17 protein-coding genes are annotated in these 19,779 nt (G+C 69.4%); 7 read left to right on the top strand and 10 right to left on the bottom strand.

What is annotated here, in order from left to right; translation table 11 throughout:
* Positions 1–3 precede the first annotated feature (3 nt).
* The 5 genes from D7X12_RS00160 to D7X12_RS00140 all read right to left on the bottom strand — a co-directional run bounded on the left by D7X12_RS00160 (position 4) and on the right by D7X12_RS00140 (position 6,448).
* Entirely contained in the window at positions 4–645 is a 642-nt protein-coding gene (locus D7X12_RS00160; protein ID WP_120623228.1) for a hypothetical protein, read from the bottom strand.
* Positions 646–705: 60 nt separating this feature from the next.
* The gene (locus D7X12_RS00155; protein ID WP_158619902.1) at positions 706–1,671 is read right to left on the bottom strand and encodes an endonuclease/exonuclease/phosphatase family protein; all 966 of its coding nucleotides are present in this window, start codon (positions 1,669–1,671) and stop codon (positions 706–708) included.
* 13 nt (positions 1,672–1,684) lie between these two features.
* Positions 1,685–2,251 (bottom strand): protease pro-enzyme activation domain-containing protein, encoded by a 567-nt coding sequence (locus D7X12_RS45330; protein ID WP_120623226.1) that lies wholly within the window; start codon positions 2,249–2,251, stop codon positions 1,685–1,687.
* Complete coding sequence (locus D7X12_RS00145) at positions 2,248–4,167, bottom strand: HEAT repeat domain-containing protein (protein WP_120623225.1); 1,920 nt, start codon at positions 4,165–4,167, stop codon at positions 2,248–2,250. Before D7X12_RS00145 ends, D7X12_RS45330 begins: the two co-directional genes overlap by 4 nt.
* A 112-nt stretch (positions 4,168–4,279) precedes the next feature.
* A complete protein-coding gene (locus D7X12_RS00140; RefSeq protein ID WP_244224253.1) occupies positions 4,280–6,448 on the bottom strand; it encodes a hypothetical protein in 2,169 nt (722 codons plus the stop codon).
* Between the two features lie 561 nt (positions 6,449–7,009).
* Between D7X12_RS00140 and D7X12_RS00130 the strand changes: the two genes are divergently transcribed.
* On the top strand, positions 7,010–8,623 hold the full coding sequence (locus D7X12_RS00130) for an ATP-binding protein (protein WP_244224252.1): 1,614 nt from the start codon (positions 7,010–7,012) through the stop codon (positions 8,621–8,623).
* 21 nt (positions 8,624–8,644) lie between these two features.
* On the opposite strand, the gene D7X12_RS00125 is transcribed toward D7X12_RS00130, so the two are convergent.
* Complete coding sequence (locus D7X12_RS00125; RefSeq protein ID WP_244224251.1) at positions 8,645–8,848, bottom strand: hypothetical protein; 204 nt, start codon at positions 8,846–8,848, stop codon at positions 8,645–8,647.
* A gap of 90 nt (positions 8,849–8,938) precedes the next feature.
* Positions 8,939–10,687 carry a CocE/NonD family hydrolase gene (locus D7X12_RS00120; protein WP_120623262.1) on the bottom strand — a complete coding sequence of 583 codons (1,749 nt, stop codon included), beginning with the start codon at positions 10,685–10,687 and terminating at the stop codon, positions 8,939–8,941.
* Between the two features lie 156 nt (positions 10,688–10,843).
* On the opposite strand from D7X12_RS00120, the gene D7X12_RS00115 reads away from it, so the two are divergent.
* The 3 genes from D7X12_RS00115 to D7X12_RS00105 all read left to right on the top strand — a co-directional run bounded on the left by D7X12_RS00115 (position 10,844) and on the right by D7X12_RS00105 (position 12,932).
* Positions 10,844–11,431: a TetR/AcrR family transcriptional regulator gene (locus tag D7X12_RS00115; RefSeq protein WP_120623223.1), complete on the top strand. Its 588-nt coding sequence runs from the start codon at positions 10,844–10,846 to the stop codon at positions 11,429–11,431.
* A 96-nt stretch (positions 11,432–11,527) separates the two neighbouring features.
* Positions 11,528–11,983 (top strand): Rrf2 family transcriptional regulator, encoded by a 456-nt coding sequence (locus tag D7X12_RS00110; RefSeq protein WP_120623222.1) that lies wholly within the window; start codon positions 11,528–11,530, stop codon positions 11,981–11,983.
* Complete coding sequence (locus tag D7X12_RS00105; protein ID WP_120623221.1) at positions 11,976–12,932, top strand: alpha/beta fold hydrolase; 957 nt, start codon at positions 11,976–11,978, stop codon at positions 12,930–12,932. Before D7X12_RS00110 ends, D7X12_RS00105 begins: the two co-directional genes overlap by 8 nt.
* A 92-nt stretch (positions 12,933–13,024) precedes the next feature.
* Here D7X12_RS00105 and D7X12_RS00100 read toward each other — a convergent pair whose 3' ends face one another.
* A complete protein-coding gene (locus tag D7X12_RS00100) occupies positions 13,025–14,170 on the bottom strand; it encodes a right-handed parallel beta-helix repeat-containing protein (protein ID WP_341868192.1) in 1,146 nt (381 codons plus the stop codon).
* Positions 14,171–14,428: 258 nt separating this feature from the next.
* On the opposite strand from D7X12_RS00100, the gene D7X12_RS00095 reads away from it, so the two are divergent.
* Entirely contained in the window at positions 14,429–16,156 is a 1,728-nt protein-coding gene (locus D7X12_RS00095; RefSeq protein ID WP_147443465.1) for an RCC1 domain-containing protein, read from the top strand.
* Between the two features lie 46 nt (positions 16,157–16,202).
* Here D7X12_RS00095 and D7X12_RS00090 read toward each other — a convergent pair whose 3' ends face one another.
* Positions 16,203–16,832 (bottom strand): TetR/AcrR family transcriptional regulator, encoded by a 630-nt coding sequence (locus D7X12_RS00090; RefSeq protein ID WP_167508961.1) that lies wholly within the window; start codon positions 16,830–16,832, stop codon positions 16,203–16,205.
* A 123-nt stretch (positions 16,833–16,955) separates the two neighbouring features.
* Between D7X12_RS00090 and D7X12_RS00085 the strand changes: the two genes are divergently transcribed.
* Both D7X12_RS00085 and D7X12_RS00080 read left to right on the top strand, forming a co-directional pair.
* The gene (locus D7X12_RS00085) at positions 16,956–17,552 is read left to right on the top strand and encodes a DUF2867 domain-containing protein (protein WP_120623218.1); all 597 of its coding nucleotides are present in this window, start codon (positions 16,956–16,958) and stop codon (positions 17,550–17,552) included.
* 129 nt (positions 17,553–17,681) lie between these two features.
* Positions 17,682–18,839: a hypothetical protein gene (locus D7X12_RS00080; protein WP_244224250.1), complete on the top strand. Its 1,158-nt coding sequence runs from the start codon at positions 17,682–17,684 to the stop codon at positions 18,837–18,839.
* Between the two features lie 28 nt (positions 18,840–18,867).
* Here D7X12_RS00080 and D7X12_RS00075 read toward each other — a convergent pair whose 3' ends face one another.
* The gene (locus tag D7X12_RS00075) at positions 18,868–19,704 is read right to left on the bottom strand and encodes a phytochelatin synthase family protein (RefSeq protein WP_158619900.1); all 837 of its coding nucleotides are present in this window, start codon (positions 19,702–19,704) and stop codon (positions 18,868–18,870) included.
* Positions 19,705–19,779: the final 75 nt, after the last annotated feature.

The raw sequence follows: 19,779 nt of genomic DNA, 5'->3' as shown, positions 1-19,779 counted from the left end.
CCGTCAATCCACGTAGGGCCGGTCGGGGCCTGGTTTCAGCCATTGGCCACCCGGCGCGTAGCAAGCGGGGTACTCGCGGTTGAACACGCCGTGCACGTCATCGGGCACGGGCAGGACGTTGTCCCTGGCCAAGGGAGCCCCGCCGTGGCCCAGGTCGTAGATGTGGTGTCCCTGCCAGTTGACGCCGCCCGTCGAGGGCCACGTGCCGAACTCACGGCCCCACTCATCGCGGAAGGCGGAGCGCGAATTCTTCCACGTGTCCCGACGCCACTTCAGGTCCGTCGCCTTCGGGTAGTCGCAGCAGCAGTGGGTGATGGCGAGGCGCCCGCCGGCCGCCGCGGGCATGAGCAGGAAGCGTCCCTGCCAGTCGCCCTTGAAGTCGGCCAGCCAGATGCAACCCCTGAGGGCATACCCCTGTGCCGCGCACTTCGCCTCGCACCGGGACATGAACGCGACGCTGCACTGCCAGGGCCCGTAGTAGATGGTCGTCCGGACCTGACCGCCGTCCGGCGTGGCGACGACCGGGCTGACCCACTTCGCGGGCGCAGGGCGGCCGACGGTGCCGGTGGTGGCCGAGCCGCAGCCTATGAGGGCGAGGACAAAAGTGGCGCTCGCGGCGCGCTGCAGGGGGCGGACGGCTATCACAGCAAAACGTGATAGCGCGACCAGTGCGGCAAGTGAAGTCACAGGGGCGAGCGCGCCCTGTCAGCCGGTGATGTCGCAGCGCCCCCGCTTGATGTCGTGGTCCGACTCGGTCGACTGGACTGGCACCACGCCGCCGGACAGGGTGGCGTTGTCGCAGGTCTGCCGGTTGAAGAACACGTAGTCCAGCTTCGAGTTCCCGTGGGTGGGCTGCATGTCGCGGCACGCCTCGTTCGGGCAGTACGTCCCGTCCGTCTGGTCCGCCTCCCGGAACTCGCCATCGCCGGTGTGCGAGCCACCCCGTGTCAGCCGGTAGATGTTGTCCATGTGCACCGACGCCGGCTGGAGGTTGAAGTCGCCCGTCAGGGTCACGATCTTTGACGCGACGTGCGGGTTGGTAAGAGCCTGGATGGCCTCGAGCTGCCGCCGCTTCCCGTTCAGGTTGGCGTCGTCGTTCGCCGCCACCGCGAGGTGCGTGTTGCACGCGCGGACCGTCTTCGTGAAGCCTTCCATCCTGAACTCCCCGCACTGGAGGGTGAAGTGCTTGTCGCCGTCCACGAACGGCAGGTCCGCGACCTCATAGTGGGTCAAGGTACCGTGGACCATGAGCACCTGGCCCTGCGGGTACGGCGCGTCTTGACCGTAGGTACAGGACGGGTGCGGCAGCGTCTGCGAGGTCGGGTCCGAGAGCGGCCCGGTGCGACGCAGCGACTCGAACCGCAGGCTCCAGCCCAGCGGTTCGTAGGTGTTCTTCAGGTTCTGGAATTGCAGCCAGCCGACCTCCTGCAGGCCGACCACCTGGGGCTGCCAGGTGTCGATCTGGTTCTTGATTGAAGTGAGGTAGGCCGGGTTCCCCGCGTGGCCGCCCGGACAGCCTTCGATGTTGTGGCTGATGACCCGCAGGGGCTGGGTGCTCGTCAACGGGGCCGATGCGTGAGCGGTTTGTTGCTCAAACGCGTCGTCATCCGTGGCCCCGCAGGCGGTGAGCGCACACGTAGTCATCAGCAGCGACACCTTCAACATTTTCATCATCCTTTTCCTCTCAGGTTCCGCACGGCGCCGAACCATTCGATGACGCCATCCTCGATGCGAAGCACGGCGGCCTCGTCTTCCCGAACGTCACGATAGGTGAGGGAGACCTTGGACCGGTACAGCCTGACGTAGGCTTCCGATTGACAATGCGGGTCCCAGCCTGGGGGTTGCCGGCCTGGGGCGCCTTGCGCTCCAGCACGCGCAACGTCACGCCGAAGGCATCGTTGAGCTGGCCCACCGTGCCGGTGAAGTGGATGAGCAGCCGATTGGTGGCCACCGCCCCCTCCTTGAAACCCTTGCTCACCAGCCAGTCTGTGACGACGCGCACGTCGCTCTCGGGCGGAGCATGGCGCCGATGCAACTCCTCCGCGCTCAGGTACTGGCGGAACAGGGGGGCCCGTCGGGTATGCCCTCGCGGGGGGCCGTCGCGAGCGAAGCCGACCCGAGAGCAGGCGGACCCCCTGCCGGCCGGGGGGGGCGATTCCTGTCGGGGTCGCGGCCCTGCTTCCCAAGTCCCGGGGAGCAGGGCTTTCTGCTGTCCGGCGGGAGAGGTCAAACCTCTCCTCCCGCGCGTCACCCGCCCAGCTGCGCCCCCGCCTGGGCCATCAACGACAGCACCCGCGCCCGCGTGGAGCCCTGCAGGCCCGGCCGCACGGAGAGAGCCTGGAGCATCTGGAAGACGGGCGTGCCGCCCTCCAGGTGCCGGGCCGCGACCGCCAGCAGCGCCGGCTCTTCGCCCGCCGCCAGCCGTCCCGCCACCACCCAGGCCCGCAGGTGCTCCAGCGCGGAGGCATCCAACGGGCGCGTGTTCAGCGCGTCCAGCAGGACCCGCTGCACCGCGCGGTCCTGCTCCGTGTCCAGCGCGTCCAGCAGCATGCGCGTGGCCAGCTCCTGCGGCGCGCGGCGCAGCGCATCCACGGCGGCGGCCCGCACGTCGGCGGAAGCCGAACGCAGGTGTGGCGAGGCCACATCCAGCAGCCGCTCCGAACCCGTGCCCCCCAGGGCCCGCAGCGCATGCGCCCGCGCCTCGTCTCCCGACGCCTGCGAAAGCCCCGCCTCCAGGGTGCGCAGCGCTTCCCGCGCCTCCGCCGACTCCGGCTTCAGGTGCGAGGACCAGGCGCCCAGTGCGTAGGACGTGGCCCGCTCCACGTTCACGTCGCCCTCCGCCTTCGCCCGGCCCAGCAACCTGTTGAGCATCGCGCCCGTCTCCGGCTCCGGCTGCTCCAGGAACCCCGCGCGCTGCACCATCAGCACGTAGGCCCCCGCGTGCTCGCGCGCCTCCGGGGACTGGATGAGCTGCCGCAGCACGGCCTGCGCCTCCGCGTGGCCCGCGCCCACCAGCAGGTCCAGCATCAGCTCGCGCTGCCCCGGGTTCGTGCCTGCCTTCAGGAACAGCCGTGACAGCTCCTGGCTGCGCCCCGGCTCCAGCTTCAGCGCCGCGATCGCGCGCCTTGCGAACACATCCAGCGAGACGATGGCCTCCGGATTGCCCGCCTCCTCCAGCGTCTCCAGCAGCGCATCCACCGTCATCCCGTCCGCCTGTCCATGCAGGCGCGCCAGCTCGGGGTCTCCCTCGAAGGCGATCTGCGACGGCGTGCGCACCAGCATCTTGTCCTCGGCCGCGGGAGCCAGGGGCTGCATCTGCCGCGACTGGAACGTGAGCCGCAGGCGCAGCCGCCGGGACAACAGCGTGCGTCCGTCCGTCCCCGTCGCGTCCAGCAGCTCGTCCTGGCTGATGGCGAGCAGGCGGCCCTCGGCGTCCCGGTCGAAGCGCGTGAGCGACCCCAGCTGCTGCCCGGCGATGACCGCCGCGCCCGCGGAGCGCAGCTTCAGGTAGCGGGTGCGACCGCGCGTCAGCCGCGAGGCGTCCTCGCCCTCGAAGGCGAACTTCGCCTCCACGTCGCCTGTCTGGGTGGACTCGGTGGCCGTCCACCCGGCCTCGTCGCGCAGCTCGGAGGGGAACAGCTCCGCCGCCAGCGTCTGCGCGAACTGGCGGAACAGCGGCGGATCCGCTTCGGAGAAACGCACCGCCTGGAGCGCGCCGCGCGCGTCCAGCTCCAGCCACGCGCTGGCCGTATCGGGCAGGTGCTGCTGGACGGCCGCCGCGTCGGGCAGGAGCGCCTGTCCGGCGAAGAGCGCCTCATGCCGCCCCAGCCGCCGCAGCGTCAATCGCAGACGCGTGCCCGTGGCCCGCGACTCCAGCGCCTGGAGCGTGAGCTCTCCCTCCAGGTGCAGCGTGCCTTCGAGCATTCCCTGCTGCGCCGCCCCCGAGCCCTGGCTGGTGGGCAGCGCCACGCGCTCCAGGTCATCCCAGACCAGGTGGAAGGTATGGGCCTCGCCCACGCGCCAGCGGAACAGCGGCAGCCGGTGGGAAGCCTGGGCCTCCGCCGCGCCAGCGGTCTGGGAGGGCGAGGACCGCCAGAGGAAAATCGCACCCAGGCACAGCAGGGCACAGAGGCCGGCCACGCCACGAACGAGGGTCGAGCGACGCATGCGGAGAGACTCCAGCGTGAAGACGTGAAACCTGCTTGGGAAGGACACCCGGACACGCCCCGGGACCGTGCGATGACGGTCCCGGGGAACGTGCCCGGGAAGGAGGGTGCGGCTAGTAGAGCTGCGCGAGCGGCAGGTAGTACTGGTCGCTGAACAGCCGCTGGCTGGTGCCGACGCCCGTCCAGGAGACGATGGGGAACTCCGCCTTCAGGAACAACAGCTCCCCGAACAGGGACAGCTTCCCGCCCAGCGACTTCATCGTCATGTCCAGGTTGAGCCCCAGGGACAGGAACAGGGTGTTGGGGTTCGTCGGGTGCGAAGCGTTGCTCAGCGCGATGCCCACGTTGCCCTCCAACGGCAGGTTGAAGTCGAGGATGACCAGCTCGCCGCGCACGCCCACGCGGAGGCCCGGAACACCGATGCCCACGTCCGCGAAGCCGTTGGCGATGGCGTACGGCCCCACGTTGCCAATCAGGTCCAGCGCAATCAGGTTCTGCGTGCAGTCTCGGGTGACAGCGCCGCCCAGCGTCGTGCGGATGCCCACCTCCGCGGACAGGCCGCCCTTCACCGTGACGGGGATGAACCACACCATGAAGGTGGTGGACGCGCTGACCGCGTCCTGGTCCACGAACGGCGTGCTCTGCACGAAGGTGAAGCGCGTCGGCTGGGAGTGGTCATAGGTGAAGATGGAGTAGCCCAGCAGGCGCGCGCCCACCTGGACGCGGACGGCGGAGGGCTCCGTGAACGCCCGGCCCTCCAGGTGCGCGAGCTCCGTGCGGACGGGGCTGAACACGTTCGCGTAGAGGGTCAGCTCGCTGGAGACGCTGGCGTTGGTGTCGCACCAGTTGCCGGTGAAGGCCGTCCCCGGCGTCGTGACCTCCCAGCCGGCGCGCAGCGAATAGCCACCGCCGAAGTCGTTCGACCCCGCGTAGCCGCCCGCGGAGACGTCCTGGGCGTGGCGCTTGGTCATCGTCGCCGGCTGCACGGGTTCCGGCTGCTGCGCCAGCCACGTCGCGAAGGTGCGCAGGTAGTGCTGCAGCATCTGCGGCGACCTCGTGTAGTCGCCCTGGTCCAACCCCTCGATCTTCAGCCGGTCCGCGTTGCGCACGAAGCTCTCCGCGCCGAAGTCGTTGCCGGTGAGCGTCAGGCACACGCCCAGGTCCGCCTCGCGACGCGGAACCATGACCGCGTCCACCATCGCCTTGTAGCGGCGCGGGCTCCAGTCACAGGCCGTGGTCTTTTCCGTGGTGAGGCAGCCTTCCTTGTCCGCCCTCACCAGCGACACCTCGATGGCCTTGTCCAGCGCATAGAGCCGCTCGGCCGTCTGCGCATCCAGCTCCGCCGTGTCGAAGTCCCGGGCCTTGAGCGCCTCCGACGCACGCTGCCACTGCAGGTAGACGGCATCGCGACGGCCCAGCAGCGCGGTGAACTTCTCCTGCCGCTGCTGCGAGTCATTGAGCACGTCGTCCGGCGTCTCGCTGAGCGCCTCGCTCATGGACAGGTGCCACCCGTCCGTCGGCGCCACCCACTTGCGGCCCTCGGGGTTGTTCGCCTTGAGCGCCGCCTCGGTGGAGAAGGTGTAGGCCTGCGTGCCCTTCGGGTACTCGCCCGGCTCGAAGCGGAAGTACGCGTTCTTCTCCACGCGCGTGTCGCCGTCCCAGAGAGGCGGGAGCTTCTCGCCGTCCTTGCTGAACAGCGTGCGCTCCGCGATGCCCTCGGAGCCGTAGGCCGCGGTGAACAGCGCGCGATAGTCGTCGCCAAACTGGCCCGCCTCCTGCTCGAAGCGGCTGTAGTCGTAGTGCTTCTCGTGCACGTACTCCTGGCAGGAGCGCGCCAGGGTTTCGTTGTCATCCCAGCCCTTGCGCTGCTCGGCGTACGCCTTCTCCACCTCGGTGAGGTTTTTGTAGCCCTTGCGCGCCAGCACCTGGCCCCGCTGGATCTGCCCCACCACGGTTTCATCCGAGCCCTCGAAGGTGCTCGTGACGACCGGTCTGTCCTGCACGGCCACCGTGGCGACGCCGCCGCCCAGGCTTTTGGGAATGATGGCGGTGCGCGTGGGAGCCGACTCGTAGCGGACCTTCCACTCCGTCTCCATGAGGCCCTGGCAGTAGCCGTCGTACTCCTGGCCGCAGGCCGAGGCGCGGTACTCCACGTTGGAGCACTCGGTCAGTTCGGGCTGGGGACACGACGAGGCCGCCAGGGCCTGGGGGGCCGCCAGCATCACGGTGGAGGTCAGGGCCCACCGCGCGGAACGCGGTAGCCGGAAGGGGAGTCTGCGCATGCTCATACGTTCTTCGTCCTGGGAATGGACGGGTCGGGAAGACCTGTCGTCCGCCCCCCTGAGCACGATGCGTGCCGGGCCTTCCCGCCCGGGCGCCCAGAGGGGAGCGTGGGCGGGGCGTGAGGACGGGGCGGCCACATCGGCGCCCAGGCGTTGCCCGCGGCGCAACAACAGACAGTAGGGGAGCAGAGGATGCCCACGCAGTCGCCCGCGCCATTGTCTCGCGCGACGTTCCCGCCCCCGTCGAAGGCGGTGGGCGCGTAGATGCCAAAGCCCGTATTGCCCAGGGCGACATCGCTGATCACCGTGGGGGGCTGGGAGCCAGGACCCGGAGACCATCACCGTCATTGGCCAGGAGCTGGTGTGGAAGAGGTGCGCCCTGGCGGCACTGCGGCCGAAGAACCAACCGGAGAGTTCCACGCAGCCAGGATACGCGGAGTGGACCCGAGAGGTGCGTCGCCCGCCTTGCGCTGGCGTCAGGCCGACCAGCTGCGCATGTTTCCTTCATCGGGCAGACCGACCCGCAACGCTGGAAGGGAGGCGGCCGGAATGAAGGGCGACATGCGTGCAGGGCCGGCGGCACGGGAGGGCCCTGAACACTCGCGGGCCACGCCCACCGTCCGCCCTTCGCCGGTCGAACTGCTGCTCCAGGTGGGGTCGAGCCTCCGTGCCGCGCTGATCGTGGACAGCGATGGGCGGATTGTCTGGATGGACCCGGTGCTGGCCGGCGCCGCCGGGTGGCAGAGCAGCCCTCCCTTCGGCCGCTCCGCGGAGGAGGTGCTCGGCGGCCTGCCCTGGCTTCAGCACGCGCTCGACGAGGCCCTCACCGGCACGGATGGGCTGTGTGAGGACGGCGGGCAGGACCAGCGACTGAGCGCGGTGGTGGTGCCCGTCTTCGGCGAGGACGGGACGCAGCTTGGCGCCTGTGCCCGCCTCCGGAAGTCAGGGCTGCGGCCGCAGGCGCTCTGCCCGGGCGCCGCCGAGGAGCGCAGGGCGCAGGGGCACCTGGAGACGGCCGAGCGCCAGGCCCTGGCGGAACAGGGGCGACTGCTCGCCGCCGAGCGCGAGGCGCGTGAGCAACTGGAGGAGTCCTTCGCCGTGCTCGACGCCCTGCTCAATCACGCGCCCGTCGCCCTGGGCTTCATCGGGCGGGACCTGCGCTGCCTGCGCATCAACGACGCACTGGCCGCGCTCCACGGCCGGAGCCGCGAGGAGGAGATTGGCAAGACGGTGCGGGAGATGACGCCCCAGCTGGCGCCCATCGTCGAGCCCCTGATGCGGCGGGTCCTGGACGAGGGAACCCCCATCATCGGGCTCGACATGACGGGAGAGGACTCCGCCACCCCGGGCGAGCAGCGGCACTGGAACGTCAGCTACTACCCCGTGCGGTCGTCAAGCGGCACCATCCTGGGCCTGGGTGCGGTGGTGTCCGAAGTCACGGAGGAGTACCGCGCCCAGGCCGAGCGCGACCGCCTGCTGCGCGAGGCCCAGGAGGCCATCCGCGTCCGGGACGACTTCCTGTCCATCGCCGCCCACGAACTGAAGACGCCGCTCACCCCCCTCAAGCTGCATCTCCAGATGCTGAAGGGCCAGGCGGACGCCGGGCACGCCGTGGCCCCGCGCCACGTGGACAAGGCGCTCGCCCAGCTCGCGCGGCTGTCGGTGCTCGTCAATGATCTGCTCGACACCTCGCGAATCCAGGCCGGGAAGCTGGAGCTCACGACGGAGCCCCTCCCGCTGCGGGAGTTCATCCGGGAGGTCCTCGCGGACTTCCGCGGCACGAATTCCCTCCACTCACTCCGGTTCGAGGCGCCCGACGAGCCGCTCGTCATCAGGGGAGACCGCGCCCGGCTCGCGCAGGTGCTGGGGAACCTGGTGGAGAACGCCTTCAAGTACAGCCCCACCGGCGGCACGGTCCGCGTCACGGCGCGGCGCATGGGGACAGAGGCGTGCGTCTCCGTGAAGGACGAGGGCATCGGCATTCCGAAGGAGGAGCAGGCGCATCTCTTCGAGCGCTTCTTCCGCGCGAGGAACGCGCCCATCTCCGGCTTCGGAGGCCTGGGCCTGGGGCTCTACATCTGCCGCGACATCATCGAGCGCCACGGCGGCCGCATCTGGGTGGAGAGCGGAGTGGAGCAAGGCTCGACGTTCCACTTTGCCCTGCCTTGCCTGTGACGACCGAAGGCACGGCGTCCGTCAGCCGGCCATGGGGGCGGGCGCGGTCCACCCTTCCGCGCGCAGCGTCTGGGTGGCCATGCCCGACATGCTCTCCGCCAGCGAGTGCACGGTGTGGGTGGCCTCCTGCGTCTCCTGCACCGTCTTGAGCGTCTGGCCCATCTGCGCGGACAGCTCCCGGATGGCCTGTGCCATCTGGTGCGTGCCCGCGTCCTGCGTGCTCACACCGAGCTGCCTTGCGCCGAGCGAGTGCCCGGCGAGCGAAGATGCGCTCGAAGTCATCGACCCCGCGATCGACCGTTCTTCGACGGCCCTTCAACGACTCCTCGCCTGGACGGGCAGCTGCAGGTAGGAGGTGTGCGCGCCGCCGGTGTGGACGACGTGCTGTCCGCTGTTGGCGGCGGTGTACTCGCGGATCGCGGGCATCATCGTCCCCAGAAGGCTCCTGCCGCTGATGACGAAGCGGAGCTGTTCGCCGGGGTGGAACGCGAGGCCGATCGGGAGCAGATCGATCTCGATCTCGACGACCTCACCGGGTGAGAGCTTCTCGATCCTGTCGAAGCTGTGGGCCGGCACGGCATCGGTCGACAGCGTGTCGTCCAGGTGGCGCAGGGAGACGCGGAGGCGTCCGTCCGAGCCCTTGTACCGCAGGATCGAGGCGCCGCGTTCGGTGAGGTCCTGCACCAGCGCGCTCTGGTTGGGCACGGTGAACTGCTGCAGGGGCGTGCCGTACGCATCGAGCTTCTGGACGAGGACGAAGAGGTCCATGTCGTCCGAGCCGCGTGCTTCGACCCAGAGGTGCGCCTTCGGGTAGCCGACCAGGACGGTCTCCTTGTCGAAGCGCGTGATGAACGACACTGCATCCGGGTTGGAGCTCACGTCGTAGCCCGCCGTCGCACCATGGGCCGGTGCCGTCGTGGTCAAGGCGCGCGAGCGGCCGTCGAGGTAGTACTTCGTCGGCGTGACGTCCTTCGGGGGGAACTCCTCCGCACCGACCCGGACCTGGTCGCCGCCTTCGAGATCGAGGACGGAGTACCGCACGCGCGGCGTCTGCTCCCACCCGTTGTCCTCGCCCTTCAGGTAGCGGTCGAAGAAGCGGCGCAGCTCCTCCCTGTTCGCCTCGTCGTAGTAGTCGGGCCACTCCTGGGAGTTGTGGATGCGGAGCCACTTCTCCTTCGAGCCCATCCGGCGCCAGGCGCGGAACGTGCCTGCCGTGTGCAGGGTGTTCGAGTAGCTGGCCACGACGTAGGCCGGAACGGTGATCCGGTCGAAGCGCGGGATCTTGTTCTCCCACAGGTCGCTCATGAGGGGATGCCGCTCGGCCTCCGCGAGGATGTCCTCCCTGCGCCCCTTGCCCCAGTAGCTGTTCTCCTGCAGCTGCCTCGCGAACCCGGTGTCGGGCATGCCGCCGCGCAGGACGAGGTCCCGGTAGACGTCGCTGACGCCCTCCCACGGGTTGATCGCCGCGAGGTGAGGGGGCTGTTCGGCGGCGGTGAACCACTGCGACACCGCGAGATAGGACGTCCCGCTCATCGCGACCTTGCCGTTGCACCACTCCTGGACGGCCAGCCACTCGATCAGGTCGTAACAGTCGCGTCCCTCCTGGCGATCCCAGATGACGCTGTCCCCCTCGCAGTCGCCCACGCCTCGGATGTCCGGATTGCAGATCGCGTAGCCCTGCGCGCACCAGTACGCCGGGTCCGGCCCCTCGAACTTCTCCAGGCCCGACACGACCCCGTTGTCGATCCCGACCAGGTTGAAGATGCCCATCACGCTCGGGGAGGTCCCCTGGCCCTTGCCGTACGGGCTCCATGCCACGATGACCGGCACCTTCTGCGTTCCGGCGGGGCGAAGCACATCGACGTAGATCGTCACGCCGTCCCTCAAGGTGACGGCAACGTCCTTCTCAAGGACGATTTCGACCGGCACCGACCGGAACGGGGGCGCGATCCGGAATCCGGCCGGCAGGGTCCGGGTGCCTGGGGCAAACCCACTCAAAACGCCGTACCTGGCGCCTGGCTCCAGCGGCCGGGACGGTACGAACACCTTCGGGTCATCGCTCATGAGGATCTCCTCGTGTCTCTTCATCCAGGGACCGGCGCCGTGTCGGTCCTCGTCCTTCGGGCTCCGAACATGAATGGCCACGCACCCGGCATTGTCACCATACAGAACGGCCATTCTGTTTGGCAAGTGGGGCATGGGTGTGACTAGTCTTGGGTCATGCCCAAGCTGAGCGAGGGTTCGAGGCAGCGGCGGCGCGAGGTCATCGCGGCGGCTGCCATGCGGTGCTTTGCTCGTCAGGGCTTCGCCAGCACCTCGATGGCGGACATCATCAGCGAGGCGGGCTCATCCGCCGGATCGGTCTACTCGCACTTCTCGAGCAAGGCCGAGCTCTTGCGCTTCGCGGCCTCGGCCGCTCTGAGCGATGTCGTCGCAACCTTGAGCGACGAGCTGCCCTCGGAGCGCACTCCTGCCAGCGTCCTCGCGCACCTGCTGCGCTCGAGGCGTGACAGGGTGCACGCGCAGACCCTGCTTCAGATATGGGCGGAGGGGCCTCGCGACGGTGAGCTTGAAGAGATCGCCCGGGACAGTGTGAACGAGTTGCGCGCACTCGTGCGGACCGCGTTGCTGCCCTGGTGTCAGGTTCCCGCGCGCGCAAGAGCGAGGCCTCCGGACGCTGCCGCGGACGATCTCTCCGACGCCGTCGTCACCGCCGTTCATGGCTACCTGGTCAGAGTCAGCATCGACCGTGACCTCGACAGGGATCTCGTCGCGCGCCGCTTGATCGCCGTCTTCGAGAAGTTCTGATCCCACGTCCGAGGAGCGCGGCGGAAGGCGTCCGCACGGCAGACAGCCAACCTCCGTGCCTTGACGTCCGGCCACTCATGTAACATAAATAGTGGCATGAGGCGCGACAGTCGGCTCTCCGTTGCTTTGCACGTGCTCCTCCACATGGAGGAGCTGGGGCCCGTGGTGACGTCGGAGGCCATCGGGCGGTTGATGAAGGCGAATCCCGTGGTGGTGCGGCGCACCATGGGAGGGCTGCGCGATGCCGGAATCATGTGCTCCGCGAAGGGGCACGGCGGGGGCTGGTCGCTCGCTCGTAAGCTTGATTCCGTGACGCTCGCGGACGTGTACGAGGCGCTCGGAATGCCCGCCCTGTTCAGCATCGGCCCTCGTCATGAGAGCCCTGGATGCCTGGTGGAGCAGGCGGTCAATGGCGCACTCGGCAAGGTGCTCGGCGAGGCCGAAGCGCTCCTCATGAAACAGCTTCGAAGCACCTCCGTGGCGGACCTCGCCAGGAGCGTCCAGCGCGGCGCCGCTCGCTCCGCGAAGAAAGGCACCGCGACCCATGTCTGACATCACGCACCGCACCGTCCAGACGAACGGCATCCACCTCCACCTCGCCGAGGCTGGCGAAGGCCCGCTGGTGCTGCTGCTCCATGGCTGGCCGGAGTCCTGGTACTCCTGGCGCCACCAGCTCCCGGCCCTCGCGGCCGCCGGCTACCACGCCGTCGCGCCCGATGTTCGCGGCTACGGCCGCAGCGACAAGCCGGAGGCTCTCGATGCGTACAGCATGAAGAACCTGCTCGCCGATTACACCGGCCTGCTCGATGCCCTGGGGGAGAAGACCGCCGTCGTCGTCGGCCACGACTGGGGCGCGGCGATGGCCTGGAATTGCGCCGCGCTTCATCCTGACCGCTTCCGCGCCGTCGTCGGCATGAGCGTGCCGCACCTGGGCCGCACGCCCATGCCGCCGACGCAGCTCTTCAAGGCCCTGTTCGCGGAGAAATGGTTCTACATCCTGTACTTCCAGGAGCCGGGCGTCGCGGAGGCGGAGCTCGATGCGGACATCCCGAGGACGATGCGCACGATCCTCGCTGGCGTTCCCGGGTTCGATACGACGGCGGAGGTCGTGCGGAACCGGAAGAAGGGCGACGGGTTCCTCACGGGCCTCGACACCCCGGGCACGCTCCCCGCTTGGCTGACGGAAGCCGACCTCGCGTACCTCGTGAAGGAGTTCGAGGGCAGTGGCTTCCGTGGGGGGCTCAATCGCTATCGCAACATGGACCGCGACTGGGAGGAGCTGCCCGAACTCGCGACGCGCAAGATCGAGCAGCCCGCGCTCTTCCTCATCGGAGAAAAGGACCCGGCACGCGCCATGGCCCCGGTTGACCTCATGAAGCCGCTGGTGCCCCACCTCCAGGAGGTGCGCGTCATCCCGGGGGCGGGCCACTGGCTTCAGCAGGAGCGCGCAGCGGAGGTCAACGCGGCGCTGATCGCTTTCCTGAAGACGCTGCCCGCGTGACGGTGGTCGAGGAGGATCCAGGGCGAGGTGGAGCTCGAAGCCACCGAGGGACTACCGGAAGCGGTTCGCGACGAAGCCTACGCTCCGGGTCGTCAGTAGGGGGCGCAGAGGATGCCCACGCAGTCGCCCGCGCCATTGTCTCGCGCGACGTTCCCGCCCCCGTCGAAGGCGGTGGGCGCGTAGATGCCAAAGCCCGTATTGCCCAGGGCGACATTGCTGATCACCGTGGGGGTGCTGGGAGCCAGGACCCGGAGACCATCACTGTCATTGGCCAGGAACTGGTTGCCTCGGACAATGCCCGTGAGCGGGACGGTGAAGGGCCCCGGGCGGTCGGACAGGATCAGGCCTCCCGCGTTGTCATAGAAGGTATTGCCATCGATGTAGACCGTCTCGGCCGCGGCCTGGAGACTCGAGCCATTGTTGACGGCCAGCGAGTCAATCATCGAGAGCCTGAGCGGCTCCCAGACTGGAACGGCCGGGGGCGCGAAGGCGGTGTTGTTCGCGATGAGTGTGTTCTCGAACCGCATCTGGCCGCAGACGCGGGGGCCGTCGCCGTCGTTCGGGATCGTGCTCACGGAGGCGTTCCAGGCAATGGTGCTCGACCTGAAGCGGACGCTGCCCTCCCAGCAAAAGACGACGTTCCCGTTGGATGTGAAGGTGGAGTCAAGCACGTCGATGGAGTGGTAGTCCGCGATCATCGCGAGCTCGTTGTGGGTGAAGACCGAGGACCTCACGTCGAACGAGCCGGTGGCCGCATCGAACTCACGGGTCAGCCCTTGGCCATTCCCGCTCACGCGGCACTCCGTGATGAGGAAATTCGTCGCCCCCTGGTTGTAGACGCCGCCGCCGTTGTCGAGGATCGTGAGTTTGTGCAGCCGGACATACAGCGCGTTCAGACGGGTCACGAGCCCAAAGCCGAAGCCCTGGATGGTTCCGTTGCGCACCATGCTGTCGGCCTCGAGTACGATGCCTTGCGAGCCGATCACCTCCGGGCCGGCGCGGCGCACGGTGTAGCCCCCCAGGTCGAGGACGACGCCTGCACCGGTGACGCGGAGCGCGTAGGGGAGCGTGCCCGGACAGTTGAGATCGCGCGTGAGCTTCGTGTGCTGGGTGAGGGTGTCCCCGCACTGGACGGTGGCGCCACCGAGGCTGTACGCAACCTTGGCATCCGCATCGAACGGCACTGCATCCCTGGCCTGGGCCGCGGTTGCGCCCAAGAGCAGGGTGCTCATGGCCATGACGACAACGAATCCGCGTGTCTGTTGCATGCTGCCTCCCCGGGCCGGAGGTGTCCGGCCATGAGCAGACAGGCTGGACATCGCGCTCCAAATGGCTTCCCCCCCGTGGGGGCAGGGCGCTGCCCGGAGCGTGACACCCAGGGGGCTCGGAAGGGTGAGGGCCCCCAATGAATACCGACCCGGCTTTCCCGTCACTTTCCTCCCTCAACGTGATGGCGGGGTGTTCCTGGAGCACCCGCTACACCTTGAGGAAGACACTTGAACTCGAAATGGAATGACAGTCGGAAGCAGCAGTGGGCCGGGTTGTTGGGAGGGCTCCTCCTGGTGGCCTGTGGCGCGCCGGAGGCCACGGAGCAGGGTGCTGACGAGGCGCAGTCCGGCGTGGCCCGGGCGTCGCTCCTCGAGACCCTCTTCGCGGAATACGATCCCACCCTGAAGGCCTACAAGTGCAACGGCCTGACTTGGAATTGCGACCCGGGCCGGTGGACGGATGGGCGCGGACAGGCCGTCGCGGAGCGCTACGCTCCCAACACCCTGGGCGGGACGTGCCTGGATGGCGAGCAGGGCTCCTTTTCGGAAGGTGAGTGGGTGCGCCGCGTGCGCATCTTCACCGAGGACCAGACGGCGTTGACCCAGGGCCGGCCGGCGAGCATCGAGGTGACGGTCGAGATGCCCTGGTCCCCCCAGGGCAACCTCCTGGACCTCTACGCCACCACGTCCGTGACGAACCCTTCGTGGACGTGGATCACGACGCTGACGCCCACGGCGGAGCGCTCGCAGACCCTCAAGGCCACCTACACGGTGCCGGTGGGTTCGGGCGTGCAGGCCGTCCGCGCGGCCCTGCGCCGGGGCGGCACCGCGAGTCCCTGCACCAGCGGGGGCTACGATGATCGCGATGATCTCGTCTTCACGCTGGCCGCGCCGTATGTGAGCGGCGCGAAGGCCCTCAGCGTCGCGTCGGGGCGCAATCACTCGCTCGCCCTGCGCGCGGACGGGACGCTCTGGGGCTGGGGTGACAACTACTACTCCCAGCTGGGCGCGGGGGCCGGATCCATGCCGAGCATCCTCCCGGTCCAGGCCACGATCCTCTCCGGCGTGAAGTCGGTGCATGCGACGGTCGACTCGTCCCTGGCGCTGCGCACGGATGGGACCGTGTGGGCGTGGGGTGGCAACAGCGAGGGTGTGCTCGGCAACGGGACCACGCTCGCGAGCGCGACGCCGGTCCAGGTGGTGGGCCTCACGGGCGTGACGGCGTTGGCCACGGGCAGGAACCACGTCCTGGCGCTCAAGAGCAACGGCACGGTCTGGGCCTGGGGGGACAACTCCGACGGGCAGCTGGGGGACGGCACGAACCTCCGCCGGACCCTCCCGGTGCGGGTGGGGACGCTGACGCTGGTGACGGCGCTCGCCGCGGGGCGGACCCACTCGCTCGCGCTCAGGAGCGACCGGACGGTGTGGGCCTGGGGGGACAACACCCTGAGCGCCCTGGGCAATGGGTTGATGGACGAGAGCCCCATTCCCCTCCGGGTGTCTGGGATTTCGGGGGTGACCTCCATCGCCGCGGGCAACCACTTCTCCCTGGCGATTCGCGAGTCGCGGGAGCTGTGGGGCTGGGGCGGGGGACCGCTGGGTGACGCCATCCAAAGCCACCCGAGGCCGGAGCGGACGTACCGGTGGACCACGGGGACCTTCTCCGTCTTCGCGGGCGAGGACCATGCGGTGGCCATCGAGCGCACCCAGGGCACGGCCTGGAGCTGGGGGGCCTTCTCCGTCGGAAACAGCTGCGCGTCTTCGACGGTGAACTACGGCGCGATCCCGGCGCCCATCAATGGCCTGACCGGCGTGACGGGGGTGAGCATCGGCGAGTTCTACGCCCAGGCCCTCCTCGCGGACGGCACGGTCTGGGGTTGGGGAGACAGCATGTTCCAGGAAGGCTCGGAGACGGGCTCGGGAGAGTGCGCCCCCTTGAAGGTCATGCTGCCCTGACCCTGTTGCCAGGCGTGGGGCTGCTGGGACTTCTCCGCCAGCAGCCTCAGGCGGGGATCAACGTCCGGGCGACATGCTGGACGTAATCCGCGCGGGCGCGGCTTGAGCTCAGCGTCTTGGGGCTGGCGATGGCGAGGTGCAGGAGCCCCACGTAGGTGGAGTACGCCTGCAGGGCCCAGTTGCGCGCCTCGCGGGCCGGCAGCCCGAGTGCACGGTACAGCTTCACCAGGTAGTCGAGGCGCCGCTGTGACACCCGCGCGAGGACCGGCTGGATGTGCGGGTCCGCGGCGGCACCCGCGACGATGGCGACTTCAATCTTCCCATGCGGGCCCAGGTCGAACGTCAGCGCCAGCAACTGATGCAGCCGCTGCTTGGGGTCCGGCAGGGCCTCCAGCTGTTGGATGAACTGCGTGGTCGCCAGCTGCTCCCAGCGCGCGAGCGCGGCCTGGAGCACGTCCGCTCGGTCCTTGAAGTGCCAGTAGAAGCCACCCTTCGTCACCCCCAGGCCGCGCGCCAGCCGCTCCACGGACAGGGCATCCACGCCCTCCGCGAGGCTCCAGAGGGCGGCGTCCGCCCAGTCTTCGGCTGACAGGCCCGGCCCCCGGTGTCGCTTGCGGAGGTCCTCGATGCTCCGGAAGGGCGAAGGCTCCGGCGGGCGGGAAGTAGGGCGTCTCATCGTTGACCGCAAGTCTGGCGGGCCCCCTCCCGGAGGTCCAGTGCGCATTCCCGAAGGTCCGGCGCTATACGGTACCGTATCGGGATACGGTGCCGTATCCGATGACAGGAATTGGGGCCGTGCATGCGGGTGATGACAGGGACGTTGCTGATGCTCGTGGGAGGGGTTCACAGCGCCATCGGGCTGGGGCTGGCCTTGCTCTTCAAGTCCCGCACAGCCTCGCCGCTGCCGGAGGTGCTGCGTCCCTTCGCGCAAGGGGCGGACCACGTGGACGTGAAGACGGTGGAGTCGGAAGCCACGCTGCGCGAGTTCCTCGCGGCGCTCCTGTCGTACCAGCCCGCGTGGATGACGGCCCTGTACGGGGTGCGCGCCGTCTTCGTCCGGTTGCTCGGGATGCGCCAGCACGGTGTGCCCCGGCCCCAGCACCTGCGCCCGGAGGACATCCCCATGGCTCCGGGCGGCGCGGCCCTGTTCTTCACCGTGCGCCACGCGGAGGAGGGGCACGTCTGGGTGGTGTCCGCGACGGACAAGCACCTGGACGCCACCCTCGCCGTCGTGATGGAGCCGGGTGATGGACCCCGGCGGCGCTTCCACGTCGTCACGCTGGTGCACTACCGGAACTGGGCCGGGCCCGTGTACTTCAACGTCATCCGGCCCTTCCACCACCTCGTCGTCAGGGGCATGGCGCGCAGTGCGGCGCGCGCACCGGGCCCGGCGTAGTCGAGACAGGGTGGCTCGTGCGCACCGGAGCTGCCGGTCACCCGGCCGGAACGACCGCTCCGCCTCAAGTCGTGACCGCCGGCCACCCGGTCGCCCCGGGCACCCAGGGACGTGGTGACGTCTCCGCGCATGTCCGAAGCCTCCTCTTCCTTCCGTGTCCCGCGGGCGCTGCTCCCGCTCCTGGTGCTGTCCTGCTGCCTCCCGGTGGCTGCCCGCGCGGAGGGCACGCCGAACGACGGAGGCACCCCCGCGCCCCTGGCCTCGCCGGAGCCCACGACCGCCGCACTTTCCAGGGACTCGTGGGCGGCGCTGGAGAAGCGAATCCTCGGCAAGGGCTGCGAGCCGAAGCTGCTCGGCGACGCGAGCCGCAGCTTCATCGAGGCGCAGCTCCTCTGCGATGCGCACCTGTCGTTCATCCTCATCCAGGCCGCGCTGGACGGGCACCCGGTTCCGGACACGCAGCGCCGGCTGAAGGCCCTGCTCGCGGATGCGCTCGGACGGGCCCGACACCCCTTCAACGCCCAGAAGGGGACGCAGGTCGCGGGGCACATGCTCCCGCACAGCGTCCTCTACCGGGGCTACGTGCTGCTGATGCTCGCGGGCATGGAGCGCGCCGGGCTCGCGGACGCGGAGTCCACCGTCCTCTTCGACGCGCTGGCCGCACAGCTGGTGGAGGCGCTCTCGCGACAGCTCCTCCTGCCCAGCTTCGGGCGCACCATCTGGCCCTGCGACAGCGCTCCGGCCGCGGCGGGGCTGCTGCTGCACGGGCGGCTCAGGGGCAACGCGGACTCGCGGGCCGCGGGGGAGCGGCTCGTCGCGCGCCTCGTCGAACTGGCGGACCTGCCCACCGGCTTCCCCGCGAAGGTGGACGCGAAGGGGCGCCTCGTGGAGCCCACGCAACGCGGCACCACGCTGGCGTGGACGGGCGCCTTCCTGGCCATGGCCTCGCACCCGGCGGCACGGCGCTTCACGGCCACGCTGGTGGACGGCTACTGCGACCATCCCGCCGGCAGCGCCATGCCCCTCGCCGCCTGCCGCGAGTGGCCGCGCGGGGTGAAGGGCCCGGAGGACTCCGCCAGCGGCCCGCTCGTCTTCGGCGGCTACTCCCTGGGCGCGAGCGCGCTGGCCATCGCCGCCACCCGGCTGTCTGGCGAGCACGGTCAGTGGCACCTCCACCTGCTCAATGCCGCCAGGGAGATGGGCATCCGCACCACCCTGGAACACCCCGAGAAGCGCCCCCTGGAGGCCTCGCTCTATGGGTGGGGTACCACCGTGCGCCCGTGGTAGCGCACGGCGGAAGACCCGACGCCAGGGGCTATGGCGTGTCGCGCGCCTGGGCGGGCTTGCCTTCCGTCACCAGGAGGTAGCCCCGGTGCTCCTGCACATCCGGCGTGCGCATGGACGCGAGGAGGGCGGAGGCCTTCACCCACACCCAGCGCTGGTCCGTGGCGTTGACGTCCATGACCAGGAACGAGTCGGACTTCGCGTCATACGCCGCCAGCGGCGAGATGTGACCGCCGCCCTGCTGTCCCAGCACGGGCCGGAAGTAGTTGATGATGACGTAGTCGCCCTGCGTCTTGAGGTTCTGCTTCAGCTCCTCGCGCACGGCGGCGTCCTTCAGCGAGTCGTCGAGGATGCGCAGCTTCACGTCCAGCCCCTGCGCCGCGAGCATCCCCGCGAGCTGGCGAAGCTGGATGCCGCTGTCGGACTTGCCGGCCTCGCCGCGCGGCTGGCCGAAGACCTCGGCGCGGGCCTTCACCTCCTGCACCCTGGCGTCGAAGAAGTTGTTCTGCGTGTACCGATGGAAGAGCGGGTCGAAGCCCGGAGGCAGCTGCTCGAGGTCCTCGGCGGACACGAGCGAGGGGTCCTGCGGCTTCGCCACCGCGTCGTTCCCCATGCGCACGGCGTTGAGCACGATGACGGACGAGGTCGGGCCGCAGAAGGCCTTGTTGCCCTGGGACTCGAACTGGTTGGACAGGTGGAAGAAGTCCACCTTGTGACGGCTGCGCTCGAGGCGCTTGATGGACTCGGGGGCCGTGAAGGTGACGATGACGGGGGGCGCGGGCTTGGAGCCCCTGGCGGGAGCCGTCATCGGCGCGAAGGCGGCGAGCCCACCGCCAAGCACGAGCAGCGTGGTGCGGAGCATCTTCATGAAGGCTGTTTCCCTGGAGGTGTGCGCACGGAGGGCGTGCGCGAAGCCTGCCATGGGGACGGACATCACGGAAAT

It is taken from the genome of Corallococcus sicarius (assembly GCF_003611735.1).
GTDB lineage: Bacteria > Myxococcota > Myxococcia > Myxococcales > Myxococcaceae > Corallococcus > Corallococcus sicarius.
The sequence above is the reverse complement of the archived record's forward strand: the minus strand, read 5'-3'. Positions and strand labels throughout refer to the sequence as shown.

Excerpts from the sequence above, each read along its gene's own strand:
- D7X12_RS00155 (WP_158619902.1), bottom strand. The coding sequence starts at position 1,671 with ATGAAAATGTTGAAGGTGTCGCTGCTGATGACTACGTGTGCGCTCACC.
- D7X12_RS00145 (WP_120623225.1), bottom strand. The coding sequence starts at position 4,167 with ATGCGTCGCTCGACCCTCGTTCGTGGCGTGGCCGGCCTCTGTGCCCTG.
- D7X12_RS00140 (WP_244224253.1), bottom strand. The coding sequence starts at position 6,448 with ATGCGCAGACTCCCCTTCCGGCTACCGCGTTCCGCGCGGTGGGCCCTG.
- D7X12_RS00130 (WP_244224252.1), top strand. The coding sequence starts at position 7,010 with ATGCGTGCAGGGCCGGCGGCACGGGAGGGCCCTGAACACTCGCGGGCC.
- D7X12_RS00120 (WP_120623262.1), bottom strand. The coding sequence starts at position 10,687 with ATGAGCGATGACCCGAAGGTGTTCGTACCGTCCCGGCCGCTGGAGCCA.
- D7X12_RS00115 (WP_120623223.1), top strand. The coding sequence starts at position 10,844 with ATGCCCAAGCTGAGCGAGGGTTCGAGGCAGCGGCGGCGCGAGGTCATC.
- D7X12_RS00110 (WP_120623222.1), top strand. The coding sequence starts at position 11,528 with ATGAGGCGCGACAGTCGGCTCTCCGTTGCTTTGCACGTGCTCCTCCAC.
- D7X12_RS00105 (WP_120623221.1), top strand. The coding sequence starts at position 11,976 with ATGTCTGACATCACGCACCGCACCGTCCAGACGAACGGCATCCACCTC.
- D7X12_RS00100 (WP_341868192.1), bottom strand. The coding sequence starts at position 14,170 with ATGGCCATGAGCACCCTGCTCTTGGGCGCAACCGCGGCCCAGGCCAGG.
- D7X12_RS00090 (WP_167508961.1), bottom strand. The coding sequence starts at position 16,832 with ATGAGACGCCCTACTTCCCGCCCGCCGGAGCCTTCGCCCTTCCGGAGC.
- D7X12_RS00085 (WP_120623218.1), top strand. The coding sequence starts at position 16,956 with ATGCGGGTGATGACAGGGACGTTGCTGATGCTCGTGGGAGGGGTTCAC.
- D7X12_RS00080 (WP_244224250.1), top strand. The coding sequence starts at position 17,682 with ATGTCCGAAGCCTCCTCTTCCTTCCGTGTCCCGCGGGCGCTGCTCCCG.
- D7X12_RS00075 (WP_158619900.1), bottom strand. The coding sequence starts at position 19,704 with ATGAAGATGCTCCGCACCACGCTGCTCGTGCTTGGCGGTGGGCTCGCC.